This window comes from Streptomyces sp. MA5143a (genome assembly GCF_900290235.1).
GTDB lineage: Bacteria > Actinomycetota > Actinomycetes > Streptomycetales > Streptomycetaceae > Streptomyces.
In genome coordinates, this window is record NZ_OLMK01000042.1 from 107498 (window position 1) to 132603 (window position 25106).

The following is a 25106-nucleotide window of genomic DNA, read 5'->3' on the forward strand; positions in this document are numbered from 1 at the left end:
GCGAACAACCCCCACTCACCCGCAGCCGCCAACGCACCCACCCCCCCGAGCTCTCCCGCGAACCACGAACCCACCCCAAGAAGGGCCGCGCAGGCGAACCCCCGCCGCGCGGCCCTTCCCCATGCCCCCACAACCGCGCCCCCCGAGCAGTTGAACGCCGTAGGAAACATACCGCTGTCCCGGTATGTTTCAAGCCAACGCCAGCCAGCCCGGAGCCACGGACGGAGACCCCATGTCCCAGGAAGTCCTCAGCCTGACCTCGAAGTTCGTCAGCACCCCCGGCGGCTTCACCAGCCTCCGCGAGCAGGCCCCCCTCGTCCGGGTGACCCTCCCGGACGTCGAGACCCCGGTCTGGCTGCTGACCCGCTACGAGGACGCCAAGGCCGCCCTCACGGACCCCCGCTTCGTGCGGGACAACCGCAAACTCCCCGGCGAGGACGGCCCGAGCATCGCCGACCAGATGATCGAGGCGTACGGGCTGCCCGCGGAGTACCGCGACTACCTCGGCATCCTCGTCCTGGCCGACGGCGAGGACCACACCCGGATGCGCACCCTGATCACCCGCGCCTTCACGGCCCGCCGTATCAACGCCCTGCGCCCGAAGATCGAGAAGATCACCCACGACCTCTACACGGCGATGGCCGCCAAGGGCGAGGCCGACCTCCTGGAGGACCTCAGCCATCCCCTCGCCGGCTTCGGCGTCTGCGAACTCATCGGCGTCGACGCGGCCGACCAGCCGCAGATCTGCGCGTGGATCCGCGACTACATCTCGGGCGACCCGGAGCGGTTCATCCCGGCCCTCAAGGGCATGGTCGAGCACTGCAAGAAGCTCATCGAGGAGCGCACGGCCGCCCTCTCGGACGACCTGATCTCCGAGCTGATCCGGGTGAGCCGGGAGGAGGGCGACTTCGGTGAGACCGAGATCGTCGCGATCTTCCTGCTGCTGATCAACACGGGCATCATGCCGCCCGCCCACTTCATCGCCGACGCGATCCTCGCCCTGCTCGACCACCCCGACCAGCTCGCCCGGCTGCGCGAGGAGCCCGAGCTGCTCGCCGGCCGCGCGGTCCCGGAGCTCCTCCGCTTCACCACACCCGTCCCGATCGGCGCCCCCATGTACGCCACCGAGGACCTGGAGCTGGGCGGTATGCCGGTCAAGCAGGGCGAGGTGGTCACGGCGGCGCTGGTCGGTGTGAACCACGACCCGCGCGAGTTCCCCGGCGGCGCCGACAAGCTCGACATCGGCCGTGAACTCGGCCGCGGCGTCGGCCACATGGCCTTCGGTCACGGTCCGCACTTCTGCATCGGTGCCGCCCTCGCCCGTCTCCAGGCCGAGGTGGTCCTGGAGACCCTCTTCGTCCGCAACGACGGCCTGACCCTCGCCGTGGACCGCGAGGCGCTGGAGTACGTGGCGATGCCGGGCGACGGCATCCACCTGGTGTCGCTCCCGGTGCGCCTCTGACCCTGAGGGGTCAGGGCCCTCTTCTCCGGCAGCCATGGACTGAACACCCACCCCTGGTCGATCCTTGACGGACAGACGTGGGGGCCGGGTTCACATCCCTTGGACATCCCCGTACAGATCCCCGTACACGATTCCCGTACTTCTCGAACACCCTGATCAACGGCCCGCCCGGAGCGGGCCGTTCGGTCATGTACGGGCTCCTCGGCGGTACGCACCCGGCTCGTCCACCAGATCCGAGAGGAGACGAGCCATGGCCGACGCCGTTCTGCCCGACCCGGTTCTGATCGTGCTGCTGGGCGCGGCGGGCAGTGGGAAGAGCGCGCTCGCCGGAGCCTGGCCGCCGAGCGCGGTGCTGGAGCTGGACGAGTTCCGGGAGCGGATCTGCGACGACCCGATCGACGAGGACGCCACGGACGAGGCGGTCCACGTCCTGGGCGAGGTGCTGGAGGCGCGGCTGGCGCGCCGGCTGACGACGGTCGTCGACGCAGACGGTCCCGACCGGGTGGTGCGGGCGAAACTGCTCGACATCGCCGGCCGGCACCGGGTCCCGGCGGCCGCGCTGATCATGACCACGCCGCTGGAGACCTGTCTGGAGCGCAACGCCCGGCGCCCGCCGGAACGCCGTGTCCCCGACGACGTCGTACGCCTCCAGTACGCGGAGACGGTCGACGCGACGCCCGGCCTGCCGGGGGAGGGGTTCGGGCATGTGGAGGCGGTGTACGGAGGGCCGATGCGGCTGGTGAGCTGAGCCCGCGGTCTTCCGTGGAATCCTTGAACGCCTGGTCAGCGGGGCGGTGGTGCCGTGTCGGCGCCGCCGCCCCGTTCGCTGTGCGCGGCCGGGGAGGAACAGCTCCGCATCATTGTCATGAACATGACTGAACGCCTTGTTGGGGTGCTCCGACCCCGGTTACAACGGCAACCCATGCCAATCCGGGAGGGGTCATGACAGTGCGAGCAGCCGTAGCCGGAGCGAGCGGATATGCGGGAGGTGAGCTTCTCCGCCTGCTGATCGGGCACCCGGAGGTGGAGATCGGCGCCCTGACGGGGAACGCGAACGCCGGGCAGCCGCTGGGCGGACTCCAGCCTCATCTGCCGCCCCTGGCGGACCGCGTGTTGGAACCGACGACCACCGAGGTGCTGAGGGGCCACGACGTCGTGTTCCTCGCCCTGCCGCACGGCCAGTCGGCGGCCGTCGCCCACGAACTGGGCCGCGACGTGTTGGTCGTGGACTGCGGCGCCGACTTCCGGCTGCGCAGCTCCGGCGACTGGGAACGCTTCTACGGCTCCCCGCACGCCGGCACCTGGCCCTACGGCCTGCCCGAACTCCCCGGCGGGCGCGAGCTGCTGCGGAGCACGAACCGGATCGCGGTACCGGGCTGCTACCCGACCGCCGTCTCCCTCGCCCTCTTCCCCGCGTACGCCGCCTCTCTCGCCGAACCCGAGGCCGTCGTCGTCGCCGCGTCGGGGACCTCCGGCGCGGGCAAGGCGGCCAAGCCGCACCTCCTCGGCTCCGAGGTCATGGGGTCGATGAGCCCGTACGGCGTGGGTGGTGAACACCGGCACACCCCTGAAATGATGCAGAACCTGAGCGCCGCCGCGGGGGAGCCGGTCTCCGTCTCCTTCACCCCGACCCTGGCGCCCATGCCCCGCGGCATCCTCGCCACGTGCAGCGCGAAGGCGAAGCCCGGGACCACCGCCGACGACGTACGCGCCGCGTACGAGAAGGCACTGCACGACGAACCGTTCGTCCGGCTGCTGCCCGAGGGGCAGTGGCCCGCCACCGCCGCCGTGTACGGGTCGAACGCCGCACAGATCCAGGTCGCCCTCGACACCTCGGCCGGCCGGATCATCGCGATCAGCGCCATCGACAACCTCACCAAGGGCACCGCGGGGGGTGCCGTCCAGAGCATGAACATCGCCCTCGGGCTCCCCGAGGACCTGGGGCTTTCCACGATCGGAGTCGCACCATGAGCGTCACCGCAGCGAAAGGTTTCACGGCGGCGGGCGTCGCCGCCGGAATCAAACAGAACGGCAATCCGGACCTCGCCCTCGTGGTCAACAACGGGCCGCGGTCGGCCGCCGCCGGCGTCTTCACCTCCAACCGCGTCCAGGCCGCCCCCGTCCAGTGGTCCCGCGAGGCCCTCGCCGACGGCCATGTGTCCGCGGTCGTCCTCAACTCCGGCGGCGCCAACGCCTGCACGGGCGCCGAGGGCTACCAGGACACGATCACCACCGCCCAGCGGGCCGCGGAGCTGCTCGGCCGCGGCGTCGAGGAGATCGCGGTCGCCTCGACCGGCCTCATCGGCGTACGGCTGCCGATGGACAGGCTGCTCACGGGCCTGGAGACGGCCGCCGGGCAGCTGTCCGAGCACAGCGGCGAGAAGGCCGCCATCGCCATCAAGACCACCGACACCGTGCACAAGACAGCCGTGTACCAGGGCGACGGCTGGACCGTCGGCGGCATGGCCAAGGGCGCCGGCATGCTCGCCCCCGGCCTCGCCACCATGCTGGCCGTGATCACCACCGACGCCGACCTGCCAAGTGCCGTGCTGGGGAAGGCACTTCGCGACGCCACCCGGACCACCTTCGACCGCGTCGACTCCGACGGCTGCATGTCCACCAACGACACCGTCCTGCTCCTCGCCTCGGGCGCCGCCGAAGTCGCCCCCGCCGAGGAGGAGTTCGCCGAGGCGGTACGCGCCGTCTGCGCCGACCTCGCCCGGCAGCTGATCGGCGACGCCGAGGGCGCGAGCAAGGACATCCGCATCGAGGTGACCGGCGCCGACAGCGAGACCGACGCCGTCGAGGTGGGCCGCACCATCGCCCGCAACAACCTCCTCAAGTGCGCCCTCCACGGCGAGGACCCCAACTGGGGCCGGGTGCTGTCCGCGATCGGCACCACCTCCGCCGTCTTCGACCCGGACCGCCTGAACGTCGCCATCAACGACGTCTGGGTCTGCAAGGGCGGCTCGGTCGGCGAGGACCGCTCGCTGGTCGACATGAGCGGCCGCGAGGTCCGCATCACCGCCGACCTCGCCGCCGGCACCGAGTCCGCCGTGATCTGGGCCAACGACCTGACAGCCCAGTACGTCCACGAGAACAGCGAGTACTCGTCGTGACCTCACCCATAGGAACCGGCGCCGACGCCGGACCCGACAGCCCTCTCACCCCCACCGGCATGGCCGCCGACCGCAGACAGAAGGCGCTGCCCAAGGCCCACGCCCTGGTCGAGGCACTGCCCTGGATGGCCCGCCACCGGGGCAAGACCATCGTCATCAAGTTCGGCGGCAACGCCATGGTCGACCAGTCCCTCAAGGCGGCCTTCGCGCAGGACATCCTGTTCCTGCGGCACGCCGGCCTGAACCCCGTCGTCGTGCACGGCGGCGGCCCGCAGATCAGCGCCCAGCTCGAACGCCTCGGTCTGAAGTCCCACTTCACCGGCGGCCTCAGGGTCACCACCGACGAGACCATGGACGTCGTCCGCATGGTCCTCGCCGGCCAGGTCCAGCGCGAACTCGTCGGCCTCCTCAACGAGCACGGACCGCACGCCGTCGGCATGACCGGCGAGGACGCCCGGCTGATGACCGCCGTGAAGTGCTACGCCGACGTCGACGGCAAACCGGTCGACATCGGCCGCGTGGGCGAGGTCGCCACCGTGGACGCCGGGGTCGTCCAGGCCCTGATCGACAACGGCCGCATCCCGGTCATCTCCTCCATCGCCCGCAGCTCCGACGCCAAGGACGCGGCCGAGGGCGGCGTCTTCAACGTCAACGCGGACACCGCGGCCGCCGCCCTCGCCGCCGCGCTCGGCGCCGAGATGCTGCTCATCCTCACCGACGTCGAGGGCCTGTACGCGGACTGGCCGCACAGCGAGGAGGTCATCCCGAGGCTCAGCGCGAGCGAACTGCGCGATCTGCTGCCCGGCCTGGCCAGCGGCATGATCCCCAAGATGGAGGGCTGCCTGCACGCCGTCAGCAACGGGGTGCGCACCGCCCGCGTCATCGACGGCCGGGTCAAGCACTCGATCCTGCTGGAGATCTTCACCAACGAGGGCATCGGCACGATGGTCGTGCCCGACGAGACCGAGTCCATGGCAGCCACGGCCCGAATGGAGGCGGCCGCATGAGCGGCGATACGACCGGTACCGCACCCGGCACACCCGGCGACCTCACCCGCCGCTGGCGGGGCGCCATGATGGACAACTTCGGCACCCCGCGACTGCCGCTGGTGCGCGGCAAGGGCACCCGCGTCTGGGACGCGGACGGACGGGAGTACCTGGATCTGCTGGCCGGGATCGCGGTCAACTCCCTCGGCCACGCGCACCCGGCGATCCTCAGCGCCCTCACCGAGCAGGCGGCCGGTCTCGGCCACATCTCCAACTTCTTCGTGGCCGAGCCGACGGTCGCCCTCGCCGAGCGCCTCCTCGAACTCTCCGGCCGTGCGGGCCGCGTGTACTTCTCCAACTCCGGCGCCGAGGCCAACGAGGCCGCCTTCAAGATGGGCCGGCTCACGGGCCGCCCCCACATGGTCGCCGCCGCCGGAGGCTTCCACGGCCGCACCATGGGCGCTCTCTCCCTCACCGGCCAGCCGGCCAAACGCAACCCCTTCGCCCCGCTCCCCGGCCCGGTCGACCATGTCCCGTACGGCGACGTGGACGCCCTGCGCGCCACGGTCACCCGGGACACCGCGGTGCTGATCCTGGAGCCGATCCAGGGCGAGAACGGCGTGATCGTCCCGCCCCCCGGCTATCTGACGGCGGCCCGTGAGATCACCGAGGCCACCGGCACCCTCCTCGTCCTCGACGAGGTGCAGACCGGCATCGGCCGTACCGGCCACTGGTTCGCCGCCCAGGCCGAGGGAGTCGAGGCGGACGTCGTCACCCTGGCCAAGGGGCTCGGCGGCGGCCTCCCGATCGGCGCGACCCTCGCGTTCGGCTCCGCGGCCGACCTCCTCACCCCCGGCACCCACGGCTCCACGTTCAGCGGCAACCCGATCGTCTGCGCGGCGGCCCTGGCGGTCCTGGAGACCATCGAGAGCGAGAACCTGCTGGCCCAGGTGAAGCGGGTGGGGGAGAGGCTGCGTACGGGCATCGAGGCCCTGGCACACCCCTGGGTGACCGAAGTACGCGGCACGGGCCTGCTGCTGGGCATCGCCCTGCGGGAACCAAGGGCCGCGGACGTCCAGCAGAAGGCCCAACAGGCGGGCTTCCTGGTCAACGCGGCAACCCCGAACGTGATCCGCCTGGCACCCCCACTGATCCTGACGGAGGAAGACGCGGACCACTTCGTACACCAACTCCCGTCCATCTTGGACGAAACGCGGTCTGTGCCGAGCTAGGGGCGCGGGGAACGGCGCGACAAGCCACGAATGACGCGCGGTCGCCCACGCTCAGAACCTCCCGAGCTCAAAGGCGCAAACCCCCCAAAGACGACGGCGGGCTCCACGGGAATACCCCCGTGGAGCCCGCCGTCGTCACGATCACACCGCCTCAGTGAACCCCCACCACCTCCGGCTCCTTCTCCTCGCCCGCGTCACCCGCCGGGGGCGCCTCCCCCTTGCCCGCCCCCTTCATCAGGAACAGCGCCAGCACGGCCGCACCCACGACCCCCGCCGCACCCACCGTGAAGCTGCTGGACACCGCGTCGGTGAACGCCTCGTGGACGGTCGAGACGAGCCCCGCGTCGTTCGTCCGCGCGGCCACGGCGAGCCCCTCGCCGATCGTCTCCCGCGCGGCGGCCGGCGCGGACTGCGGCATCTCGGAGGTGTACGTGCTGGACAGCACCGCACCCAGCACCGCCACACCGAACGCCGCACCCGCCTGCTGGATGGTGTCGTTGAGGGCGGAGCCGACACCCGCGTGCTCCTGGGGAACCGCCCCCATGAGCGCCGCGATCGCCGCCGGCATCGCGAGACCCGCGCCCGCGCCCATCAGCACCATCGCCACCGACAGCGTCCCGAAGCCGTCCCCGGGGGACAGCGTCGACAGGGTGGCGAACCCGCCGGCGATGACCAGCAGACCGGAGACGGCGAGCGCCCGGTTGCCGATCTTCTTGGCGAGCGCGGCGCCGACCCCGTTGAAGACGAGCGAGGCGACGGCCGCGGGCATGAAGGCGAGGCCGGTCTTCGTGGGCGAGTAGCCCAGCACGAACTGGAGGTACTGCGTGAGCACCAGCATCAGACCGCCGTTGGCGAACGTCAGCAGGACCAGCGAGAAGCTCGACCCGGTGAACACCCGGTTCCGGAACAGCGCCACGGGCATCATCGGCTCGGGGATCCGGGTCTCCCAGATCCCGAAGGAGACCAGCGCGACCACGGCCACCACGGCCGCCGTCAGCGTGGCGGGATGGGTGATGCCGTCCTTCGGCCACTCGTTGATCGCCCAGACCAGGGCTGTCATACCGACGACGGACAGCACCGTGCCGACCGGGTCCGGCTTGCGCCAGGGCCCCTTGGACTCCGGCATCAGCACCAGCGCCGAGACGATGGCGAGCGCCGCGATCGGGATGTTGATGAGGAAGACGGCGCCCCACCAGAAGTGGGCGATGAGGACACCGCCGAACACGGGCCCGCCGACCAGCCCGATCATGGCCACCGCGCTCCACGCGCCGATCGCCTTGGGCCGCTCGTCCTCGTCGAAGACCGTGATGAGGATGGACAGGGTGCTCGGCATCAGCAGAGCGCCGCCGATACCCATCAGCACACGGGCGAAGATCAGCATCTCCGCGCTGCCGGCCCAGGTGGCCAGCACGGAGGCGGCCCCGAACACCGTCAGGCCGATGATCATGACCTTGCGGCGGCCGTACCGGTCGGACAGGCTCCCCGCGGTCAGCAGCAGACCGGCGAAGACCAGCATGTACGACTCCAGGATCCACTGGATGTCCTGGGCGCTCGCCTTGAGGTCCTCGGCGATCGGTGGGACCGCCACCGTCAGCACCATGTTGTCGATGACCAGCACCAGCGTGCTGAGGCACAACACGATCAGGATCAGCCAGCGGCGTGGATGACGCTCCGTGACGTCGACTTCCATGACGAAACCTTTCGAACAGAGTGTGGGGCTGCTCCGGACCTCAATAAAACCAGCAACGCGGTTTGTTATCCAGTCGGTTTCGCGCCGCCCGCGCCGAACGTCTTCGAGTCGCCGCTTCGGGCCGTCGGTGTCCGTACGGCGTGCGCTCGTCGAACACCGTACGATGAGCGTACAGTGTTCGCAAGCTCCGTACGGTGTTTCCAGATGCCGTTACCCTGAAGCCCGGGAAAGACGAGGAGGCCGCATGTCCGAGAACCAGGTGATCCAGTCGGTGTGGACCCGCCCACGCCGCCAGAAGCGCGAGCAGCCCGCGCTGAGCCGGGAGGTCATCGTGGCCGAGGCGGTGCGGCTGCTGGACGAGGAGGGTGCCGCGGCGCTGAGCATGCGCCGCCTCGGCACCCGGCTGAACGCGGGCGCGACCTCGATGTACTCGCACGTGGCGAGCAAGGACGAGCTGATCGAGCTGGTCGTGGACCATGTCTACGGCGAGATGGAGGTGCCCGGTCCGGACGCGGCGAAGGACTGGCGGGCGGCGGCGTCGGCCTGTGCCCACAGTGTTCGTTCGACGATCTTGCGCCACCCCTGGATCGCCCCGATGCTGGGCGAGGTGGGTGTCTCCCTGGGGCCGAACTCGATGCGGCTCACGGAGGGCATGCTCGCCATGCTGGAGGAGGCGGGCTTCGATCTGGAGCAGGCCGACCATGTGGTGCGGATCCTCTTCGCCTATGTGATCGGCATGACCACGAGCGAGGCCGCCTGGCTCACCATGCTGGCCCGCAGCGGGCAGAGCCAGGAGGACTGGACGCGCAAGGTGTGGCCGGCCGTCGAACAGGCCACCCGCGACTATCCGCACCTCCGCCGGCGCTACACCGCGCAGGAAGGCGGCCGCTCGTCCGAGGTCCTCGTGGACAACTTCGGCTACGGCCTCGACTGGGTTCTGGACGGCCTCCAATCCCGCCTGGACCAGGGCTCCCGGGAGGGGGCCGGGACCGGCTGACCGGTCCCCGACCCGCGCGTTCCGCGAACCGTCCACGGCGTTCACCCCGGCCGTGGGCGGTTTTTCCTTGGCTGATTATGAACGCTGTACGGGCTTGCGCACAGTGTGCGCACTCCGTACAGTGTTCATCACACCGCACAACGTGTGGTCGGGGCAAGGCCATCGCTAACCAACCCTCCGAAGGACACGCCATGTCGAAGAAGGCGCAGCAGGGCTCGAAGTGGAACGACCTCCGCACCTGGAGGGCGACCGGCAGCTGGGAGGCCAGCGACAGCTGGGGGCTGACCGGCACCTGGCGGATGGAGGGCGCCTCCGGCTCCTGGGACGCCCCGCAGGACACCTTCGGCAGGCCGCATCCGGCGCCCGAGCCCGACCCGCGGCCCGCGGCGGCCCCCGTGACCACCACCGAGGCCCCGGCCGCCGTCGCCGACGAGATCGAGCTGGCCACCGGCCGCCGTGTCGATCTCGGCCACTGGCAGCGCCGCCTCGACGACCTGCGCGAGGAGCACGACGTGCCCGGCGCGACCCTCGCCTTCGTGGTCGACGACGAGGTGCGGGAGCTGGCCAGCGGCGTCCTCAACCGGCAGACCGGCGTGGAGGCCACCACCGACTCCGTCTTCCAGCTCGGCTCGATCGCCAAGGTCTACACGGCCGCCCTGATCATGCAGCTCGTCGAGTCCGGCGACCTCGACCTGGACGCGCCCGTCGTCTCCGTGCTCCCGGAGTTCGCCACCATCGACCCCGAGGCCACCAAGGTCATCACCACCCGGATGCTGCTGTCCCACACCAGCGGCCTGACCTGCGACTTCCACCTCGACACCGGGCGCGGAGACGACAGCCTCGCCAAGTACGTCGAGGCCGCCAAGGGCGTGGCGATGGACTGCCCGCCGGGCACGGCCGTGTCGTACAGCGGCATCGGGTACGTGGTGCTCGGCCGCATCGTGGAGGTGCTGACCGGCACGACCTGGGACCAGGCCCTCAAGGACCGGCTGCTCACCCCGCTCGGCCTCACCCACACCATGACGCTCCCCGAGGAGGTCCTGCCGTTCCGCGCGGCGATGGGACATCTCGCCGGGCCGGACGGTGAGCAGACGCTCGCCCCGGCCTGGGACCTGATGCCGCGCGCCGCCGGCCCCGCCGCCCGTGTCTGCGCCACCGCCGGTGACCTCGTCCGCTTCGCCAAGCTGCACCTCGACGGCGGCAAGGCGGCCGACGGCACAACGGTCCTCGGCCCCGACTCGGTCGCCGCGATGCAGCAGCGCGAGACGGACGTGCCCGACAAGTGGACGGTGAGCGCCGACGGCTGGGGTCTCGGCTGGACCCTCTACGACTGGGACGGCGTGCCCGGCTTCGGTCACGACGGCGCCTCCATCGGCCAGTACGCCTACCTCCGGGTGGTGCCCGGCGCCGGTGTCGCCGTCGCCCTCCTCACCAACGGCGGCGGCTCCCGTCTGCTGTACGCCGACCTCCTGCGTGAACTCCTCGCCGACCTCGCCGGTGTGACCATGCCGGCGCCGTTCGCCCCCGCCGAGCAGCCGCCCGCCGTGGACATCACGCCGTGGGCCGGCACCTACAAGCGTGAGGGCGTCCTGATCACCGTCTCCGAGCGGGACGGCAGGCCGCACCTGGTGTACGCCTTCGTCGACGGCATGGCCGGCTACTCCCCGGACCTCGAGATGGAACTCGTCCCCCTCTCCGACACGGTCTTCGCCGGCGCGGGCGGCGGCGCCTCCTTCGCCGAGGACTGGATGCCGGTGGTCTTCTCCACCCTCGACGACGGCACGAAGTGCGCGTACATCGGCATGCGGGCGGCCCCGAAGACGGCGTGAGGGCCCGGGAGCGCCGGGTTGTGACACGCGAGCGCCGGTCCCCCCGTGGGACCGGCGCCCGACGTCGTGGCGCACGCTCACACGCCGGCCGTTCGCTTCTCCGGTTCCGCGATCGGCCGGTGCGACCGGATGCGGAACCGCCTCAGCAGCGGCATCTCGACGAACGTGTACGACAGCCAGCCGGCCAGCACCGACAGCGCCAGCACGAACGGCAGCAGAGCGAAGAACGCCCCCGTCCCCAGCTGCCCGAAGTCGCTGTCGAGCAGGTACCAGACGGTGACCTGCATGATGATCAGGTGCCACAGGAACATCCCGCAGGAGTTCCGCCCGAGCCACACGAGCGTCGGCCGGGAGAGCAACCGCTCCGGCCCGCTGCCCTGCGCCAGCAGCAACGGCGCCGCCAGCCCCACCGCGACCACCATGTGGCAGACGTACTTGAGCGCGGCCTCCTCCTTCGTGAGCACGATCGACGCGATGCTGCCCGCCCAGTCCGTGTTGGACACGGCGAACGCCACGGCCGCCGCGCCCCAGAAGGCCCACGGGTTGTTCCGGACGAACTCCACGAACGCCAGCCGCTGCCCGGTACGCGCCTTCGCGGCGACCAGCGCGAGCAGCATCCCCGCCGCCAGGAACCCGAGGTAGCCGCGCAGCCACCACAGTGACGGCGGGCCCAGCGGGCTCGACGGGCTGGTGGCGACGAGCCAGGTGAAGTCGGCGACGATCACCGCGGTGAGCAACGCCCCCGCCAGCTTCAGGCTCTTGGTCGCCTTCAACGCCCGGTGCAGCACGAACGCCGCCACGGGCAGCGCGATGTAGTAGTGCACCTCGGTGGCGAGGCTCCAGGTCTGCGCCCAGTTGGTCATGCCCGGATCGGTGCGCAGGTCCGCCCAGTTCTGCACGTGCTGCACGGTCAGCAGCCGCACCGTGCGCCACACGTCGCCGAGCTGCTCCCGGTTGAACACCACCAGCGCGGTGACCATGAACAGCCAGTACGCCGGGAAGATCCGCAGGACGCGGTGCCAGTAGTAGTGCAGCGTGTTCGGTGCCTTGCGGCCGCCGAGCGCGGCGTCGGCCCAGGGGCGGTAGAGCAGATAGCCGCTGATGATCAGGAAGATCGGGATCGCCACCAGGAAGCCCGTCATCACCGGGGCAAAGGGCCCCGGCTTGCCGGTCTTGTCGATGAGCGCTCCGGTCCACTGGGCGAGGTGCGCGACGAGCACCATCAGTGTCGCGATCGCGCGCAGGCCGTCGACCGCGGGCTCGAAGGTCCGCTCGGCCCGTACGGGGGACTCCTTGGCGCCGGGCACGGCGCTGACCGGCGGTGCCGGCCGAGGTCTGTCCAGGGAAGTGGTCACGGCGAAGGGCCTCTCGTTCGGTAGGGCGGTGCTGACGTTGGCCGGGACGCTAACAAACCGCTCACGCGGTTTTCCAGATTGGCGAAAAGTGGTCGTTCGCCCTCCGCTCCGGCCGGGACCTCGCCCGGATGCTCTGGCCTGGCCATCTGCGGCTGAACCCAACTGCTCGAAACGCGGCGGATGTTCAAGTGTCCGATCCGTGCACTTCCTTGAAATGACCAAACCGCTCACGCGGTTTGTTAAGGTGGCCGAGTTTTCGGAGTTTCGGAGTTTCCGACCCCCCACCCAGCGAACCCGACGGGAGTCCCCTTCGCCGTGGCTACGTTCCTCTACAAACTGGGCCGACTCGCCTTCCGACGGCGAGGCCGGACAACACTGTTGTGGCTGCTGATCCTGGTCGGCGTGGGCTATGCCGCCTCCGCCGCGCCCGCGCCGCCCGCCGACACCTTCTCGATGCCGGGCACCGAGTCGCAGAAGGCCTTCGACCTGCTCAAGGAGCGCTTCCCGGACGCGAGCGCGGACGGCGCCACCGCCCGCGTGGTCGTCCGCGCACCCGAGGGCAAGGTCTCCGACCCCGCCCAGAAGGCCAAGGTCGAGCAGCTCCTCGCCGACCTCGCCGAGGCGCCCCTGGTCAAGGGCGTCGCCGACCCCTACCAGGCGGGAGCCGTCAGCAAGGACGGCACCACCGCCTACGCGACCGTCCTCTACGAGGTCGCCGCCACCGAACTGACCGACAAGGCCAAGGACGCCCTCACCGAGGCCACGGCCGACGCCCGCAAGAGCGGACTGACCGTCGAGGCGGGCGGTGACGCCGTCGCCGTGGAGGCCGCCAAGAACAACGCCGAGTCCCTCGGCATCCTGGTCTCCGCCGTCGTCCTGCTGCTGACCTTCGGCTCGATGGTCGCCGCCGGCATGTCCCTGCTGACCGCCGTCATCGGTGTCGGCGTCGGCATCTGCGGCATCACGGCGCTCGGCTCCACCCTCGGCCTGTCCAGCACGACCTCCACCCTGGCCCTGATGATCGGCCTGGCCGTCGGCATCGACTACGCCCTGTTCATCATCTCCCGCTACCGCTCCGAGATGCTGGAGGGCCGGGACCGCGAGGAGGCCGCCGGACGCGCCATCGGCACCGCGGGATCCGCCGTCGTCTTCGCGGGCCTGACCGTCATCGTCGCCCTCGCCGGCCTCGCCGTCGTCAACATCCCGATGCTCACCAAGATGGGCCTCGCCGCGGCCGGCACGGTCGCCGTCGCCGTCCTCATCGCCATCACCTTCGTCCCGGCGCTCCTCGGCTACGCCCCCTTCAAGTCACTGCCCCGCCGCGAGCGCAAGAAGATCTCCGGCAAGCCGCTCAGCGCCCGCCAGCAGCGCAAGGCCGCCAAGCGCGCCGCCAAGGCCAAACCCAACCTCGGCTCCCGCTGGGCCGGCTGGGTGCTGCGCCACCCGGTCGCCGTCCTGCTCCTCGGCGTCATCGGCCTCGGCGCCCTCGCCGTCCCGGCGGCGAGCCTGGAGCTGGGGCTGCCCGGCGAGGGCACCATGGCCGAGGACACCACCCAGCGCAAGGCGTACGACATGCTGTCGGACTCCTTCGGCGCCGGCTTCAACGGCCCGCTGCTGCTGACCGTCGAGGCCAAGGACGCCAAGGCCGCCGCCGACCGCGTCGGCAAGGACCTCGCCGGCCGGCCCGGTGTCGCCTCCGTCAGCCCCGCCACCGTCAACAAGGCGGGCGACACGGCGATGGTCAACGTCATCCCGACGACCGGCCCGACCGACGCGAAGACCGAGAAGCTGGTCCACTCCCTGCGCGCCGCCGCCGGCGGATTCGAGAAGGAGATCGGCGCGACCGTCCTGGTCACCGGCCAGACCGCCCTGTTCATCGACTTCTCCGAGACCCTCGACGACGCGATGGTCCCGTACCTGGGCCTCGTCGTCGGACTCGCCTTCGTCCTGCTCGTCCTCGTCTTCCGCTCGGTCCTGGTGCCGCTGAAGGCGGCCCTCGGGTTCCTGCTGTCGGTGACCGCGGCACTCGGCGCCGTCGTGGCCGTCTTCCAGTGGGGCTGGCTCAAGGACGTCTTCGGCATCGACCAGCCCGGACCGATCATGAGCACCATGCCGATCTTCATGATCGGCGTCGTCTTCGGTCTCGCCATGGACTACGAGGTCTTCCTCGTCACCCGGATGCGTGAGGCCTACGTCCACGGCGAGCACCCCGGCGAGGCGGTCGTCACCGGCTTCCGGCACGGCGGCCGGGTGGTCGCCGCCGCCGCGATCATCATGGCGAGCGTCTTCTCCGGCTTCATCCTCGACGCCAACGACTTCGTCAAGATGATCGGCTTCGGTCTCGCCGTCGCCGTCCTCTTCGACGCCTTCGTCGTCCGGATGGCCATCGTGCCCGCCGTCCTCGCCCTCCTCGGCCGCTCCGCCTGGTGGCTGCCCCGCTGGCTGGACGCCGTCCTGCCCGACATGGACGTCGAGGGCGCCAAGCTCGCCACCGGCCGGCGCGGGGCGGTCCCGCACCAGCGCCGGCGCGAACCGTCCCTCGTGGACTGACCCACCGAACGACGGCCCCGCCCGGCGGCTCCCCAGGCCGCCGGGCAGAGCCCCTCTCCCCGCGAACGCCTCGGCCCCCCTCCCGACCCCCACCGTCGCGGTCCCTTCCTGAAGTCGCACCTCATCCACGACCGAAGAAACGGACCCTCACCATGGCTCTTGCCGGCACGCTCATCCCGCCCCGGGCCACCTTCGTCACCACGGTGACCGAGGCCCTGCACCTGCGCAGCGTCAGACAGCCCGACGAGATCGCGTACATCCACCTCCGCGAGGGCGAGACCCCCGACGGCTCCCTCACCTACCGCCAGTTGGAGACCGACGCCCACACCCGGGCCGCGGCCCTCGCGGCGGCCGGCCTCGGAGCGGGCGACAGCGCCCTGCTCCTGTATCCCTCGGGCCTGGAGTTCATCCGGTCGCTGCTGGGCTGCATGTACGCCCGGGTCGCCGCCGCCCCCGTCCAGGTCCCCACCCGCCGGCGCGGCGTCCAGCGGCTGCGCCGGATCGCCGACGACGCGGGCACGAGCACCATCCTCACCACCGCGGCCCTCAAGGCCGACCTGGAGCGGCAGTTCGCCGACCTCCCCGAACTGGCCGGCCTCACCCTCGTCGACACCGAGGCCCTGCCCGCCACGCCGGTCGACTGGAACGGCCCCGCCCCGCTCCCCGACGACATCGCGCTGCTCCAGTACACCTCCGGCTCCACCGGAGACCCCAAGGGCGTGATGGTCTCCCACGCCAACTTCCTCGCCAACGTCTCCGAGACCGAGGACATCTGGCCCACCGGCCGCGACGGCGTCGTCGTCTCCTGGCTGCCCCTCTTCCACGACATGGGCATGCTGTTCGGCGTCCTGCTGCCCCTGTGCTCCGGCATCCCCGCCTACCTCATGGAGCCGGCCGCGTTCATCCGCCGCCCGCTGCGCTGGCTGGAGGCCCTGTCCACCTACCGGGGCACACACGCCGCCGCACCGAGCTTCGCGTACGAGCTGTGCGTGAGCGCGCTGCGCGACGCCGGGGACGTCGACCTGGACCTCTCCTCATGGCGGGTCGCGGCGAACGGGGCCGAACCGGTGCGCTGGCGGGCGGTGCGGGACTTCACCGAGACGTTCGCCCCGTACGGGTTCGCCCCGGAGGCCATGACCCCCGGCTACGGGCTGGCCGAGAACACCCTCAAGGCGACGGCGAGCCCCGCCGACCGGCCGCCGACCGTGCTGTGGGTGTCCTCGACTGCCCTCAAGGACGGCCGTCTGGAGATCGTGGGAGAGTCGGCGCCCGACGCCCAGCCGCTGGTCGGCTCCGGCTTCCCCTCGGCCACCACCCGCGTCCGCGTGATCGACCCGGCCACCCGCACCCCCCGCGAATCCGGCCGCCTGGGCGAGATCTGGATCGACGGCCCGTGCGTCGCCCTCGGCTACCGGGAACGCCCGCAGGAGACCCAGGAGGCGTTCGGGGGCCGCGTGGCGGGCGAGAGCGGTGCGTCCCTCTCTCTCCGCACGGGCGACCTGGGTTTCCTCCACGAAGGGGAACTGTTCGTCGCGGGACGCCTGAAGGACGTCATCATCCGCAACGGCCGCAACTTCTACCCCCAGGACATCGAGCTGTCCGCGGAGTCGGCGGTGCCGGGGCTGCGGCCGAACTGCGCGGCGGCGTTCTCCGTGGACGACGGCGAGCGGGAACGGCTGGTGGTGGTCGTCGAGACCGACGGAAGGGTCCTCCGCCAGGTCGGCGCACAAGAGCTGCGCGAACGCGTCGGGGCGGCCGTGCACGACGGACAGCGGCTGCGGGTCGACGAGGTCGTGGTGCTACGCAGGGGCGCCCTGCCCCGTACCACCAGCGGGAAGGTCCAGCGCAGGGGATGCCGCAAGCTGTATCTGGACGGGGCACTGGGGGTTGTGGCTGACTGAGCGGGTCCGCCGCGGGGTCCCGCCGGGTGAGCGCTTTCCTCACCGGCGGGCCCACGGCGCCGTGAGAGCAAAGTTCCTTTGCGGTCACTCGGTGCCACAGCACGGAAACGCGCCCTCCCTACCTTCGGACGCATAAGCCATCACCCCCAGCAAGTCCAAGCCCGGAGAACCGTGGAGGCGTCATGACAGCCCCTAGCACAGCCCCCGCTGCCAGTAGGGGAGGCCGCTGGATCCAGCAGTGGGATCCGGAGGACGAGACCTTCTGGAACGAGACCGGCGAGAAGGTCGCCCGCCGCAACCTGATCTTCTCGGTCCTCTCCGAGCACATCGGCTTCTCCATCTGGACCGTCTGGTCCGTGATGGTCCTCTTCATGGGCCCCGAGTACGGGCTCACCCCGGCCGACAAGTTCTTCATCGTCTCGATGGCCACCCTGGTCGGCGCCGTCGTCCGCATCCCGTACACCTTCGCGGTGGCGATCTTCGGCGGCCGCAACTGGACGGTCGTCTCGGCGAGCCTGCTGCTCATCCCGACCGTCGCCGCGTTCACCGTGATGGAACCGGGCACGTCGTTCAACACGTTCCTGATCTGCGCGATGCTCGCCGGCATCGGCGGCGGCAACTTCGCCTCCTCCATGACCAACATCAACGCCTTCTTCCCCCTGCGGAAGAAGGGCTGGGCGCTCGGCCTCAACGCGGGCGGCGGCAACATCGGCGTCCCGGTCGTGCAGCTCATCGGTCTCGCCGTGATCGGCGCCAGCGGCGGCCCGCGCGTCCTGCTCGGGATCTACATCCCGTTCATCGTGATCGCCGCGGCCCTCGCCTGGCTCAAGATGGACAACATCGCCTCCGTGAAGAACGACACCGGTGCGGCCAAGGACGCCGTGAAGGAGGCCCACACCTGGATCATGTCGTTCCTCTACATCGGCACCTTCGGCTCCTTCATCGGCTACAGCTTCGCCTTCGGCCTCGTCCTCCAGACCCAGTTCGGCCGTACGCCGCTCCAGTCCGCGTACGTCACCTTCATCGGCCCGCTGCTCGGCTCCCTGATCCGCCCGGTGGGCGGCGCCCTCGCCGACAAGTACGGCGGCGCGAAGATCACGCTGTGGAACTACGTCGCCATGGCCGGCGCCACCGGGGTCATCGTCCTCGCCTCCATGCAGAAGTCGCTCCCGCTGTTCACCACCGCGTTCATCGCGCTGTTCGTCCTCAGCGGCCTCGGCAACGGCTCCACCTTCAAGATGATCCCGGGCATCTTCCAGGCCAAGGCCCTCGCCAAGGGCCTGGAGGGCGAGGAGGCCGCGGCCTACGGACGGCGCCTGTCCGGAGCCTCCATGGGCATCATCGGCGCGGTGGGCGCGGTCGGCGGCCTCGGCATCAACCTGGCCTTCCGCCAGTCCTTCCTGACGGTCGGCTCCGGCACCGGCGCCTTCGTCAGCTTCCTCGCCTTCTACGGGCTCTGCTTCGCCGTGACCTGGGCCGTATACCTTCGCCGGCCGGCCGCCAAGACGGTCACCGCGACGGCCGAGACGGAGGCGAAGCCGCAGCTCAGCTACGCCGAGGTGTGACATCGCCCATGGCGTGACACGTGTGACGTAACACCAGCGACATCAACCCGAACCGAGCCTGTCACGCAGCGTTGACAGGCTCGTTCGGCATGTAGGTGCCAGAGCCAGGTACTACGACTCGGGCGGGACGAGAGCCATGTACGACGAACAGCAGCGACCAGACCACGGCCCCCTGGCGGGGTTCACGGTGGGCGTGACAGCCGCGCGCCGCGCCGACGAACTGGGGGCCCTGCTCCAGCGTCGCGGAGCGTCCGTCCTCCACGCGCCGGCCCTCCGCATCGTGCCGCTCTCCGACGACAGCGAACTGCTCGCCGCCACCAAGGACCTCCTCGCCCAGGCACCCGACATCGTGGTGGCGACCACCGCCATCGGCTTCCGCGGCTGGATCGAGGCGGCCGACGGCTGGGGCCTCGGCGAGGCCCTCCTGGAGCGCCTCCGGGGCGTCGAAGTCCTGGCGCGCGGACCGAAGGTGAAGGGCGCGGTGCGCGCCGCGGGCCTCACCGAGGAGTGGTCCCCCTCCTCCGAATCGATGGCGGAGGTACTGGACCGGCTGCTGGACCACGGTGTCGAGGGCCGCCGCATCGCCGTCCAGCTCCACGGCGAACCCCTCCCCGGCTTCGTGGAGTCGCTGCGGGCCGCCGGAGCGGAGGTCGTCGGCGTCCCCGTCTACCGCTGGCTGCCGCCGGAGGACCTCACCCCGGTCGACCGCCTCCTCGAAGCGACCGTCGGCCGCGGCATCGACGCCCTCACCTTCACCAGCGCGCCCGCCGCCGCCTCACTGCTGTCCCGCGCCGAGGACAAGGGGCTCCTCCCCGACCTGCTGAACGCCCTCCACCACGACGTCCTCCCCGCCTGCGTCGGCCCGGTGACGGCCCTTCCCCTCCAGGCCCACGGCATCGACACCGTCCAGCCCGAACGGTTCCGCCTCGGCCCCCTCGTCCAGCTCCTCTGCCAGGAACTCCCGGGCCGCGCCCGCACCCTGCCCATCGCCGGCCACCGCGTGGAGATCCGCGGCCACGCGGTCCTCGTCGACGGCGCGCTGCGGCCGATCCCGCCCGCCGGCATGTCCCTGCTCCGCTCGCTGGGCCGCCGCCCCGGCTGGGTCGTCCCCCGCTCCGAACTCCTCAAGGCCCTCCCCGGCGCGGGCCGCGACGAACACGCCGTGGAGACGGCGATGGCCCGCCTGCGCACGGCGCTGGGCGCGCCGAAGCTCATCCAGACGGTGGTGAAGCGGGGGTACCGGCTGGCGCTGGACCCGGCAGCCGACACGAAGTACGGAGCGCCGGGCGCCTAATAGCTCGGGGGCCACTGTTGTCGTGCGGGTGCGGGTGGTGGGGGGTTGTTCGCGCAGTTCCCCGCGCCCCTGAAAAGCGACCGGGGCTGCGCCCCGTGCTTTTCAGCCGGAGGAAGGGCCGCAGGCCCGTTCCTCCAGGGGCGCGGGGAACTGCGCGAGAAACCACACACCACCCGCACCCGCCAACGAACGCGTACCCCCGAGCTACTAGGCGCCGCGCCCGGCCACGTGCGACACACCGCCGTAGCGGGTACGAACACCTGAGCCCCCCCGACGCGGTGACCCCTAGGCGGTGACAGGCCCATGTCCTACACCCCCCGCTTCGACTGCGGCCATCTCTGCCTGGACCTCCTCGCCACCACCCACCCCGAGGAGCAACTCACCACCCCCGCACACCTGCGCCGCTGGATCACCACCGCCGCCCTCGTGCCCCCGGACACCCCCCTCGACCACGTCACCCCCGACTGGCTCCCGGCCTTCCGGGAACTGCGCGGCCACATAGCCGGGTTGGTCCACCCGGCGGCGTCCCCCACCGCCCGGCCCGCCCCCGACCCCGACGCGTACGACGTCTCCCTCGCCCGGATCAACGAGCTGGCGAGACCCGCGCCCCCCGCCCCCCGAGCCGTCCGCACGGACACCGGCGTCCTCACCCGAGCCCTCGCGCACATCCCCGACCGCGCCGCCCTCCTCGCCGTCGTCGCCCGCGACACCGTCGAGTTGCTCACCGACCCCGTCGCCTGCGCGAGCCTGCGCCAGTGCGCCGGCGACAACTGCCCCCTCGTGTACGTCGACACGTCCCGGGGCCGGCGCCGCCGCTGGTGTTCCAGCGAGATCTGCGGCAACCGCGAACGCGTGGCCCGCCATCGCCGCCGCGCGGCTGTTTCACGCGCGTAGATCGCGTACCTTCCGCCCCGTTTACCGCCGCTTGGCGGTGAATTGCCCATCTCCCCGGCACCGCCTAGCAGTTGGGCAACCGGCCCGCTCGCGTAAAGAAGCAGCAGTGCTGTTTTTCACACCGCGAGATCCGCATCTTCACAATTCCCGCCCTCCCGCGCAGGTTTTGAAGCCGGTTTGGCCGCGCTTGTCCCTCAGGAGCCTCACCAACCCCGCGTTTAATCGAGAAAGTTGTGGCTCAACTCTGAACACACACCTGGTTACCTACGTATCCCGATGTGAGCGACCGACTGGGGGAACCCCCGGACACCGGAGGTAGCCGTGCGCAAGGATTCCGCTGTGGCCGATGACCGCCCGCACAGGGCACGACATCGCGCGTCGCAGCCCTCAGAGCCAGACGAGGAGCTGATGCGCGCGCTGTACCGCGAGCACGCTGGACCCTTGCTCGCGTACGTGCTGCGTCTGGTCGCGGGCGACCGCCAGCGCGCCGAGGACGTCGTGCAGGAAACTCTCATCAGGGCCTGGAAGAACGCCGGTCAGCTCAATCGAGCGACCGGATCGGTACGCCCCTGGCTGGTGACGGTCGCACGCCGCATCGTCATCGACGGCCACCGCAGCCGGCAGGCCCGGCCGCAGGAGGTCGACCCGTCGCCGCTGGAGGTCATCCCCGCGGAGGACGAGATCGACAAGGCGTTGTGGCTGATGACACTGTCGGACGCGCTGGACGACCTGACCCCTGCCCACAGGGAAGTCCTGGTCGAGACCTATTTCAAAGGGCGTACGGTCAATGAGGCGGCCGAGACGCTTGGCATCCCCAGTGGAACCGTCCGCTCCCGGGTGTTCTACGCCCTGCGGTCGATGAAGCTGGCTCTGGAGGAGCGCGGGGTGACGGCATGAGCAACATCTACGGGGGGTATGGACCGGGAATGCCCGGGTCTGTGCAAGGAGCCCAAGGTTCCGGCGACAACATCCACGAAACCGTCGGCGCGTACGCCCTCGGGATACTGGACGACGCCGAGGCCACACAATTCGAGGCCCATCTCGCCACGTGCGAATGGTGCGGTCAGCAGCTCGACGAGCTGGCCGGCATGGAACCCATGCTGGCCGCCCTCGCCGATCTGCCCGCGGCCCAGGGCACACCGGCGATCGGTGAGTCCCTGGCGGCGAAACCGAGCACCAAGCTCTCGGACCGGCTGGTCGGCGAGGTCGTCCAGCACCGGGCCAAGAAGAGCCGGCGCAACTTCTTCATGCTGGCGGCGGGCATCGCCGCGATCATCGCGGGTCCCACCGCGGTGTTCGCGACGGCCGGCGGGGGTGACGACGGCAAGTCGGCCACACCGTTGGCCGCCAACCCGGCCAAGGAAGCCTTCATAAAGATCACGGCCAAGGACAAGGTCTCGTCCACGGACGCGGCCAGCCAGGTCAGCGCGACGGTCGCCACCCAGCCGAAGGCGTGGGGAACCCACGCCGTCCTGGAGCTGAAGAACGTCAAGGGCCCGGAGAAGTGCTCGCTGATCGCCGTCGGCAAGAACGGCGAGCGGGAGACGGTCACCTCCTGGTCCGTCCCGACCTGGGGTTACGGCATCAAGGACGCCAAGACGGAGCAGGCCAGGAACCCGCTCTACGTCGAGGGCGGCGCCGCCTTCACCCCGGACGAGATCGACCACTTCGAGGTCCTGACCTTCTCCGGCAAGAAGCTGGTCCAGGTCGAGGCGTAACCGACCGGTGCCCCGCGTCCCCTTCGTCTTTCGGGGGCGCGGGGCACCGGTGTTCCCCCGGAGGGCTACCGTCGCGTACGGTGGACGGCTGCCCAGCACGTCAGAAGGGGGCCCGGGTGGCCGCTCAGGTTCAGCAGGAAACGCTCGACTCCGCTCACGACTCCGTCCGTGAGCGGGAGATCGGCGTGGAACAGGAACATCTGGACCGGGTGTACCGGCGTCTCGAGGAGAAGATCCACGAGGCGGAGTTCCTGATGAACGACGCGGCGAAGCGCGGCCAGGTCGGCACCCCCGGCGCGCTCGCCGAGCGGGACGCCCAGGTCTTCCGTGCGGGCATCCATCTGAACCGGCTGAACAACGAGTTCGAGGACTTCCTCTTCGGCCGTATCGACCTCCTCCTCGGCAAGGACGGCAAGAAGGGCCCGGACGGCGCGTACACCGCCGTCGAGCCCGCCGAGGGCGCGGTCCGCCCCGACAACACCGCCGACATCGCCGAGACCCTGCACATCGGCCGTATCGGCGTCCTCGACGCCGACTACGCGCCGCTGGTCATCGACTGGCGGGCCCCCGCCGCCGCCCCCTTCTACCGCTCGACCCCCGTCGACCCCGGCCGGGTCGTCCGCCGCCGCGTCATCCGCTCCAAGGGGCGCAAGGTGCTCGGCGTCGAGGACGACCTGATGCGCCCCGAGCTGACGGCGCGACTCGACGGCCACGAGCTGCCCGTCATCGGCGACGGCGCCCTGATGGCCGCCCTCGGCCAGGCCCGCAGCCACACCATGCGGGACATCGTCGCCTCCATCCAGGCCGAGCAGGACCTGGTGATCCGCGCCCCCGCCGCCTCCGTGACGTACGTCGAGGGCGGGCCCGGCACCGGCAAGACGGCCGTCGCCCTGCACCGCGCCGCGTACCTCCTCTACCAGGACCGGCGGCGGTACGCGGGCGGCATCCTCATCGTCTCCCCGACTCCGCTGCTCGTCGCGTACACGGAGGGCGTCCTGCCCTCGCTCGGCGAGGAGGGCCAGGTCGCCATCCGCGCCATCGGCTCCCTCGTCGACGGCGTGGAGGCCACCCTGTACGACTCTCCGGCCGTGGCCCGCGCCAAGGGCTCGTACCGCATGCTCAAGGTGCTGCGGAAGGCCGCCCGGGGCGCGCTGGAGCGGAGCGACGCGCCCACCCGGCTGCGCGTCGTCGCCTTCGGCCGCCGACTGGAGCTGGAGGCCGGGGAACTGGACCGCGTCCGCCGCAACGCGCTCGGCGGCACGGCCCCCGTCAACCTGCTGCGCCCCCGCGCCCGCAAGCTCCTCCTCGACGCCCTGTGGGACCGGTCGGGCGCCGCGGGACGGCACACGGACCCCGAACTCGCCGCCGAACTCCGCTCCTCCTTCGACGAGGACATCACCGGCGAGGACGACTTCATCGCCTTCCTCGACGCCTGGTGGCCCGAGCTGGCGCCGCGCGCGGTCCTCACCGCGATGGCCGACGAGCGCCGCCTCGGCCGCTGGGCCCGGCGCATCCTCAACCCCGGCGAGGTCCGCCGGGTCGCCCGCTCCCTGAAGCGGGACGGCCTCTCCGTCCACGACGTCGCCATGCTCGACGAGCTCCAGGCGATCCTCGGGATGCCCGCCCGCCCCCGCAAGAAGCGTGAACTCGACCCGCTCGACCAGCTCACGGGCCTGGAGGAGCTGATGCCGGTGCGCGAGGAGACCCAGCGCGAGCGCGCCGAACGGCTGGCCCAGGAACGCACCGAGTACGCGCACATCATCGTCGACGAGGCGCAGGACCTGACGCCGATGCAGTGGCGCATGGTGGGCCGTCGCGGCCGGCACGCCACCTGGACGGTCGTGGGCGACCCCGCCCAGTCCTCCTGGTCCGACCCCGACGAGGCGGCCGAGGCCCGCGACGAGGCGCTGGGCACCCGCCCGCGCCGCCGCTTCACCCTCACCGTCAACTACCGCAACCCGGCCGAGATCGCCGAACTGGCGGCGAAGGTGCTGGCGCTGGCGATGCCGGGCTCGCAGTCCCCGTCCGCGGTCCGCTCCACCGGCGTCGAGCCACGCTTCGTCACCGCCCAGCGCGACACCCTGGCCCGGACGGTCCGCGCGGAGGCCGCGCGGCTGCTGGACCTCGTCGACGGGACGGTCGGCGTGGTCGTCGCGATGAACCGCCGCGAGGAGGCCGCGCGCTGGCTGGCCGGCCTCGGCGACCGCGTCGTCGCCCTCGGCAGCCTGGAGGCGAAGGGCCTGGAGTACGACGCCACGGTGGTCGTCTCCCCGGCGGAGATCGCCGACGAGAGCCCGGCGGGGCTGCGTGTGTTGTACGTCGCACTCACCCGGGCGACGCAGCAGCTGACGGTCGTCTCGGCGGAGCGGGACGACCCAGACGCGGACGGGGTCCCCGACCTGTTGCGGGACTGAGTGGGCAGTCGGTCGGCTGCGGGCCTGCGAGCAACCACGACCCACCCGCACCCGCCGACGCACCGTCACCTCCCAGAACGCCGGGGCGCCTGTTAGCCTG

18 protein-coding genes are annotated in these 25106 nt (G+C 71.1%); 16 read left to right on the top strand and 2 right to left on the bottom strand.

What is annotated here, in order from left to right; genetic code table 11:
• The first annotated feature begins 232 nt into the window (after window positions 1-232).
• The 6 genes from SMA5143A_RS19775 to SMA5143A_RS19800 all read left to right on the top strand — a co-directional run bounded on the left by SMA5143A_RS19775 (window position 233) and on the right by SMA5143A_RS19800 (window position 6799).
• Entirely contained in the window at window positions 233-1462 is a 1230-nt protein-coding gene (locus SMA5143A_RS19775) for a cytochrome P450 family protein (RefSeq protein WP_181361937.1), read from the top strand.
• Between the two features lie 250 nt (window positions 1463-1712).
• Window positions 1713-2210: an AAA family ATPase gene (locus SMA5143A_RS19780; protein WP_055541637.1), complete on the top strand. Its 498-nt coding sequence runs from the start codon at window positions 1713-1715 to the stop codon at window positions 2208-2210.
• Between the two features lie 194 nt (window positions 2211-2404).
• Window positions 2405-3433 (top strand): N-acetyl-gamma-glutamyl-phosphate reductase, encoded by a 1029-nt coding sequence (gene argC / locus SMA5143A_RS19785; RefSeq protein ID WP_107464226.1) that lies wholly within the window; start codon window positions 2405-2407, stop codon window positions 3431-3433.
• Window positions 3430-4581, top strand: coding sequence for a bifunctional glutamate N-acetyltransferase/amino-acid acetyltransferase ArgJ (gene argJ / locus SMA5143A_RS19790; protein WP_107464227.1), 1152 nt, complete (start codon window positions 3430-3432; stop codon window positions 4579-4581). The genes argC and argJ overlap by 4 nt, the downstream gene beginning before the upstream one ends.
• A gap of 59 nt (window positions 4582-4640) precedes the next feature.
• Window positions 4641-5588, top strand: a complete 948-nt coding sequence (gene argB, locus SMA5143A_RS19795) for an acetylglutamate kinase (protein WP_107464258.1) — start codon at window positions 4641-4643, stop codon at window positions 5586-5588.
• Window positions 5585-6799: an acetylornithine transaminase gene (locus SMA5143A_RS19800; protein WP_107464228.1), complete on the top strand. Its 1215-nt coding sequence runs from the start codon at window positions 5585-5587 to the stop codon at window positions 6797-6799. The genes argB and SMA5143A_RS19800 overlap by 4 nt, the downstream gene beginning before the upstream one ends.
• 151 nt (window positions 6800-6950) lie before the next feature.
• Here SMA5143A_RS19800 and SMA5143A_RS19805 read toward each other — a convergent pair whose 3' ends face one another.
• Complete coding sequence (locus tag SMA5143A_RS19805; protein ID WP_107464229.1) at window positions 6951-8489, bottom strand: MFS transporter; 1539 nt, start codon at window positions 8487-8489, stop codon at window positions 6951-6953.
• 244 nt (window positions 8490-8733) lie between these two features.
• Here SMA5143A_RS19805 and SMA5143A_RS19810 point away from each other — a divergent pair, with 244 nt between their 5' ends.
• A complete protein-coding gene (locus SMA5143A_RS19810) occupies window positions 8734-9486 on the top strand; it encodes a TetR/AcrR family transcriptional regulator (RefSeq protein ID WP_107464230.1) in 753 nt (250 codons plus the stop codon).
• Window positions 9487-9677: 191 nt separating this feature from the next.
• The gene (locus SMA5143A_RS19815) at window positions 9678-11315 is read left to right on the top strand and encodes a serine hydrolase domain-containing protein (protein ID WP_258193625.1); all 1638 of its coding nucleotides are present in this window, start codon (window positions 9678-9680) and stop codon (window positions 11313-11315) included.
• Between the two features lie 77 nt (window positions 11316-11392).
• Here SMA5143A_RS19815 and SMA5143A_RS19820 read toward each other — a convergent pair whose 3' ends face one another.
• Window positions 11393-12670 carry an acyltransferase family protein gene (locus SMA5143A_RS19820; RefSeq protein ID WP_146193919.1) on the bottom strand — a complete coding sequence of 426 codons (1278 nt, stop codon included), beginning with the start codon at window positions 12668-12670 and terminating at the stop codon, window positions 11393-11395.
• Window positions 12671-12985: 315 nt separating this feature from the next.
• Between SMA5143A_RS19820 and SMA5143A_RS19825 the strand changes: the two genes are divergently transcribed.
• The 8 genes from SMA5143A_RS19825 to SMA5143A_RS19860 all read left to right on the top strand — a co-directional run bounded on the left by SMA5143A_RS19825 (window position 12986) and on the right by SMA5143A_RS19860 (window position 25006).
• A complete protein-coding gene (locus SMA5143A_RS19825; protein WP_107464232.1) occupies window positions 12986-15220 on the top strand; it encodes an MMPL family transporter in 2235 nt (744 codons plus the stop codon).
• Between the two features lie 152 nt (window positions 15221-15372).
• Window positions 15373-17121 (top strand): fatty acyl-AMP ligase, encoded by a 1749-nt coding sequence (locus SMA5143A_RS19830; protein ID WP_107464233.1) that lies wholly within the window; start codon window positions 15373-15375, stop codon window positions 17119-17121.
• A gap of 182 nt (window positions 17122-17303) precedes the next feature.
• Complete coding sequence (locus SMA5143A_RS19835) at window positions 17304-18686, top strand: MFS transporter (protein WP_107464234.1); 1383 nt, start codon at window positions 17304-17306, stop codon at window positions 18684-18686.
• 136 nt (window positions 18687-18822) lie between these two features.
• Window positions 18823-19980: a uroporphyrinogen-III synthase gene (locus tag SMA5143A_RS19840; protein WP_107464235.1), complete on the top strand. Its 1158-nt coding sequence runs from the start codon at window positions 18823-18825 to the stop codon at window positions 19978-19980.
• A gap of 303 nt (window positions 19981-20283) precedes the next feature.
• Window positions 20284-20874 carry a CGNR zinc finger domain-containing protein gene (locus SMA5143A_RS19845; RefSeq protein WP_107464236.1) on the top strand — a complete coding sequence of 197 codons (591 nt, stop codon included), beginning with the start codon at window positions 20284-20286 and terminating at the stop codon, window positions 20872-20874.
• A gap of 321 nt (window positions 20875-21195) precedes the next feature.
• Window positions 21196-21771 carry a sigma-70 family RNA polymerase sigma factor gene (locus tag SMA5143A_RS19850; RefSeq protein WP_079049401.1) on the top strand — a complete coding sequence of 192 codons (576 nt, stop codon included), beginning with the start codon at window positions 21196-21198 and terminating at the stop codon, window positions 21769-21771.
• Window positions 21768-22592: a zf-HC2 domain-containing protein gene (locus SMA5143A_RS19855; RefSeq protein WP_375136521.1), complete on the top strand. Its 825-nt coding sequence runs from the start codon at window positions 21768-21770 to the stop codon at window positions 22590-22592. Before SMA5143A_RS19850 ends, SMA5143A_RS19855 begins: the two co-directional genes overlap by 4 nt.
• A gap of 116 nt (window positions 22593-22708) precedes the next feature.
• Window positions 22709-25006, top strand: coding sequence for a HelD family protein (locus SMA5143A_RS19860; RefSeq protein ID WP_107464237.1), 2298 nt, complete (start codon window positions 22709-22711; stop codon window positions 25004-25006).
• Window positions 25007-25106 lie beyond the last annotated feature (100 nt).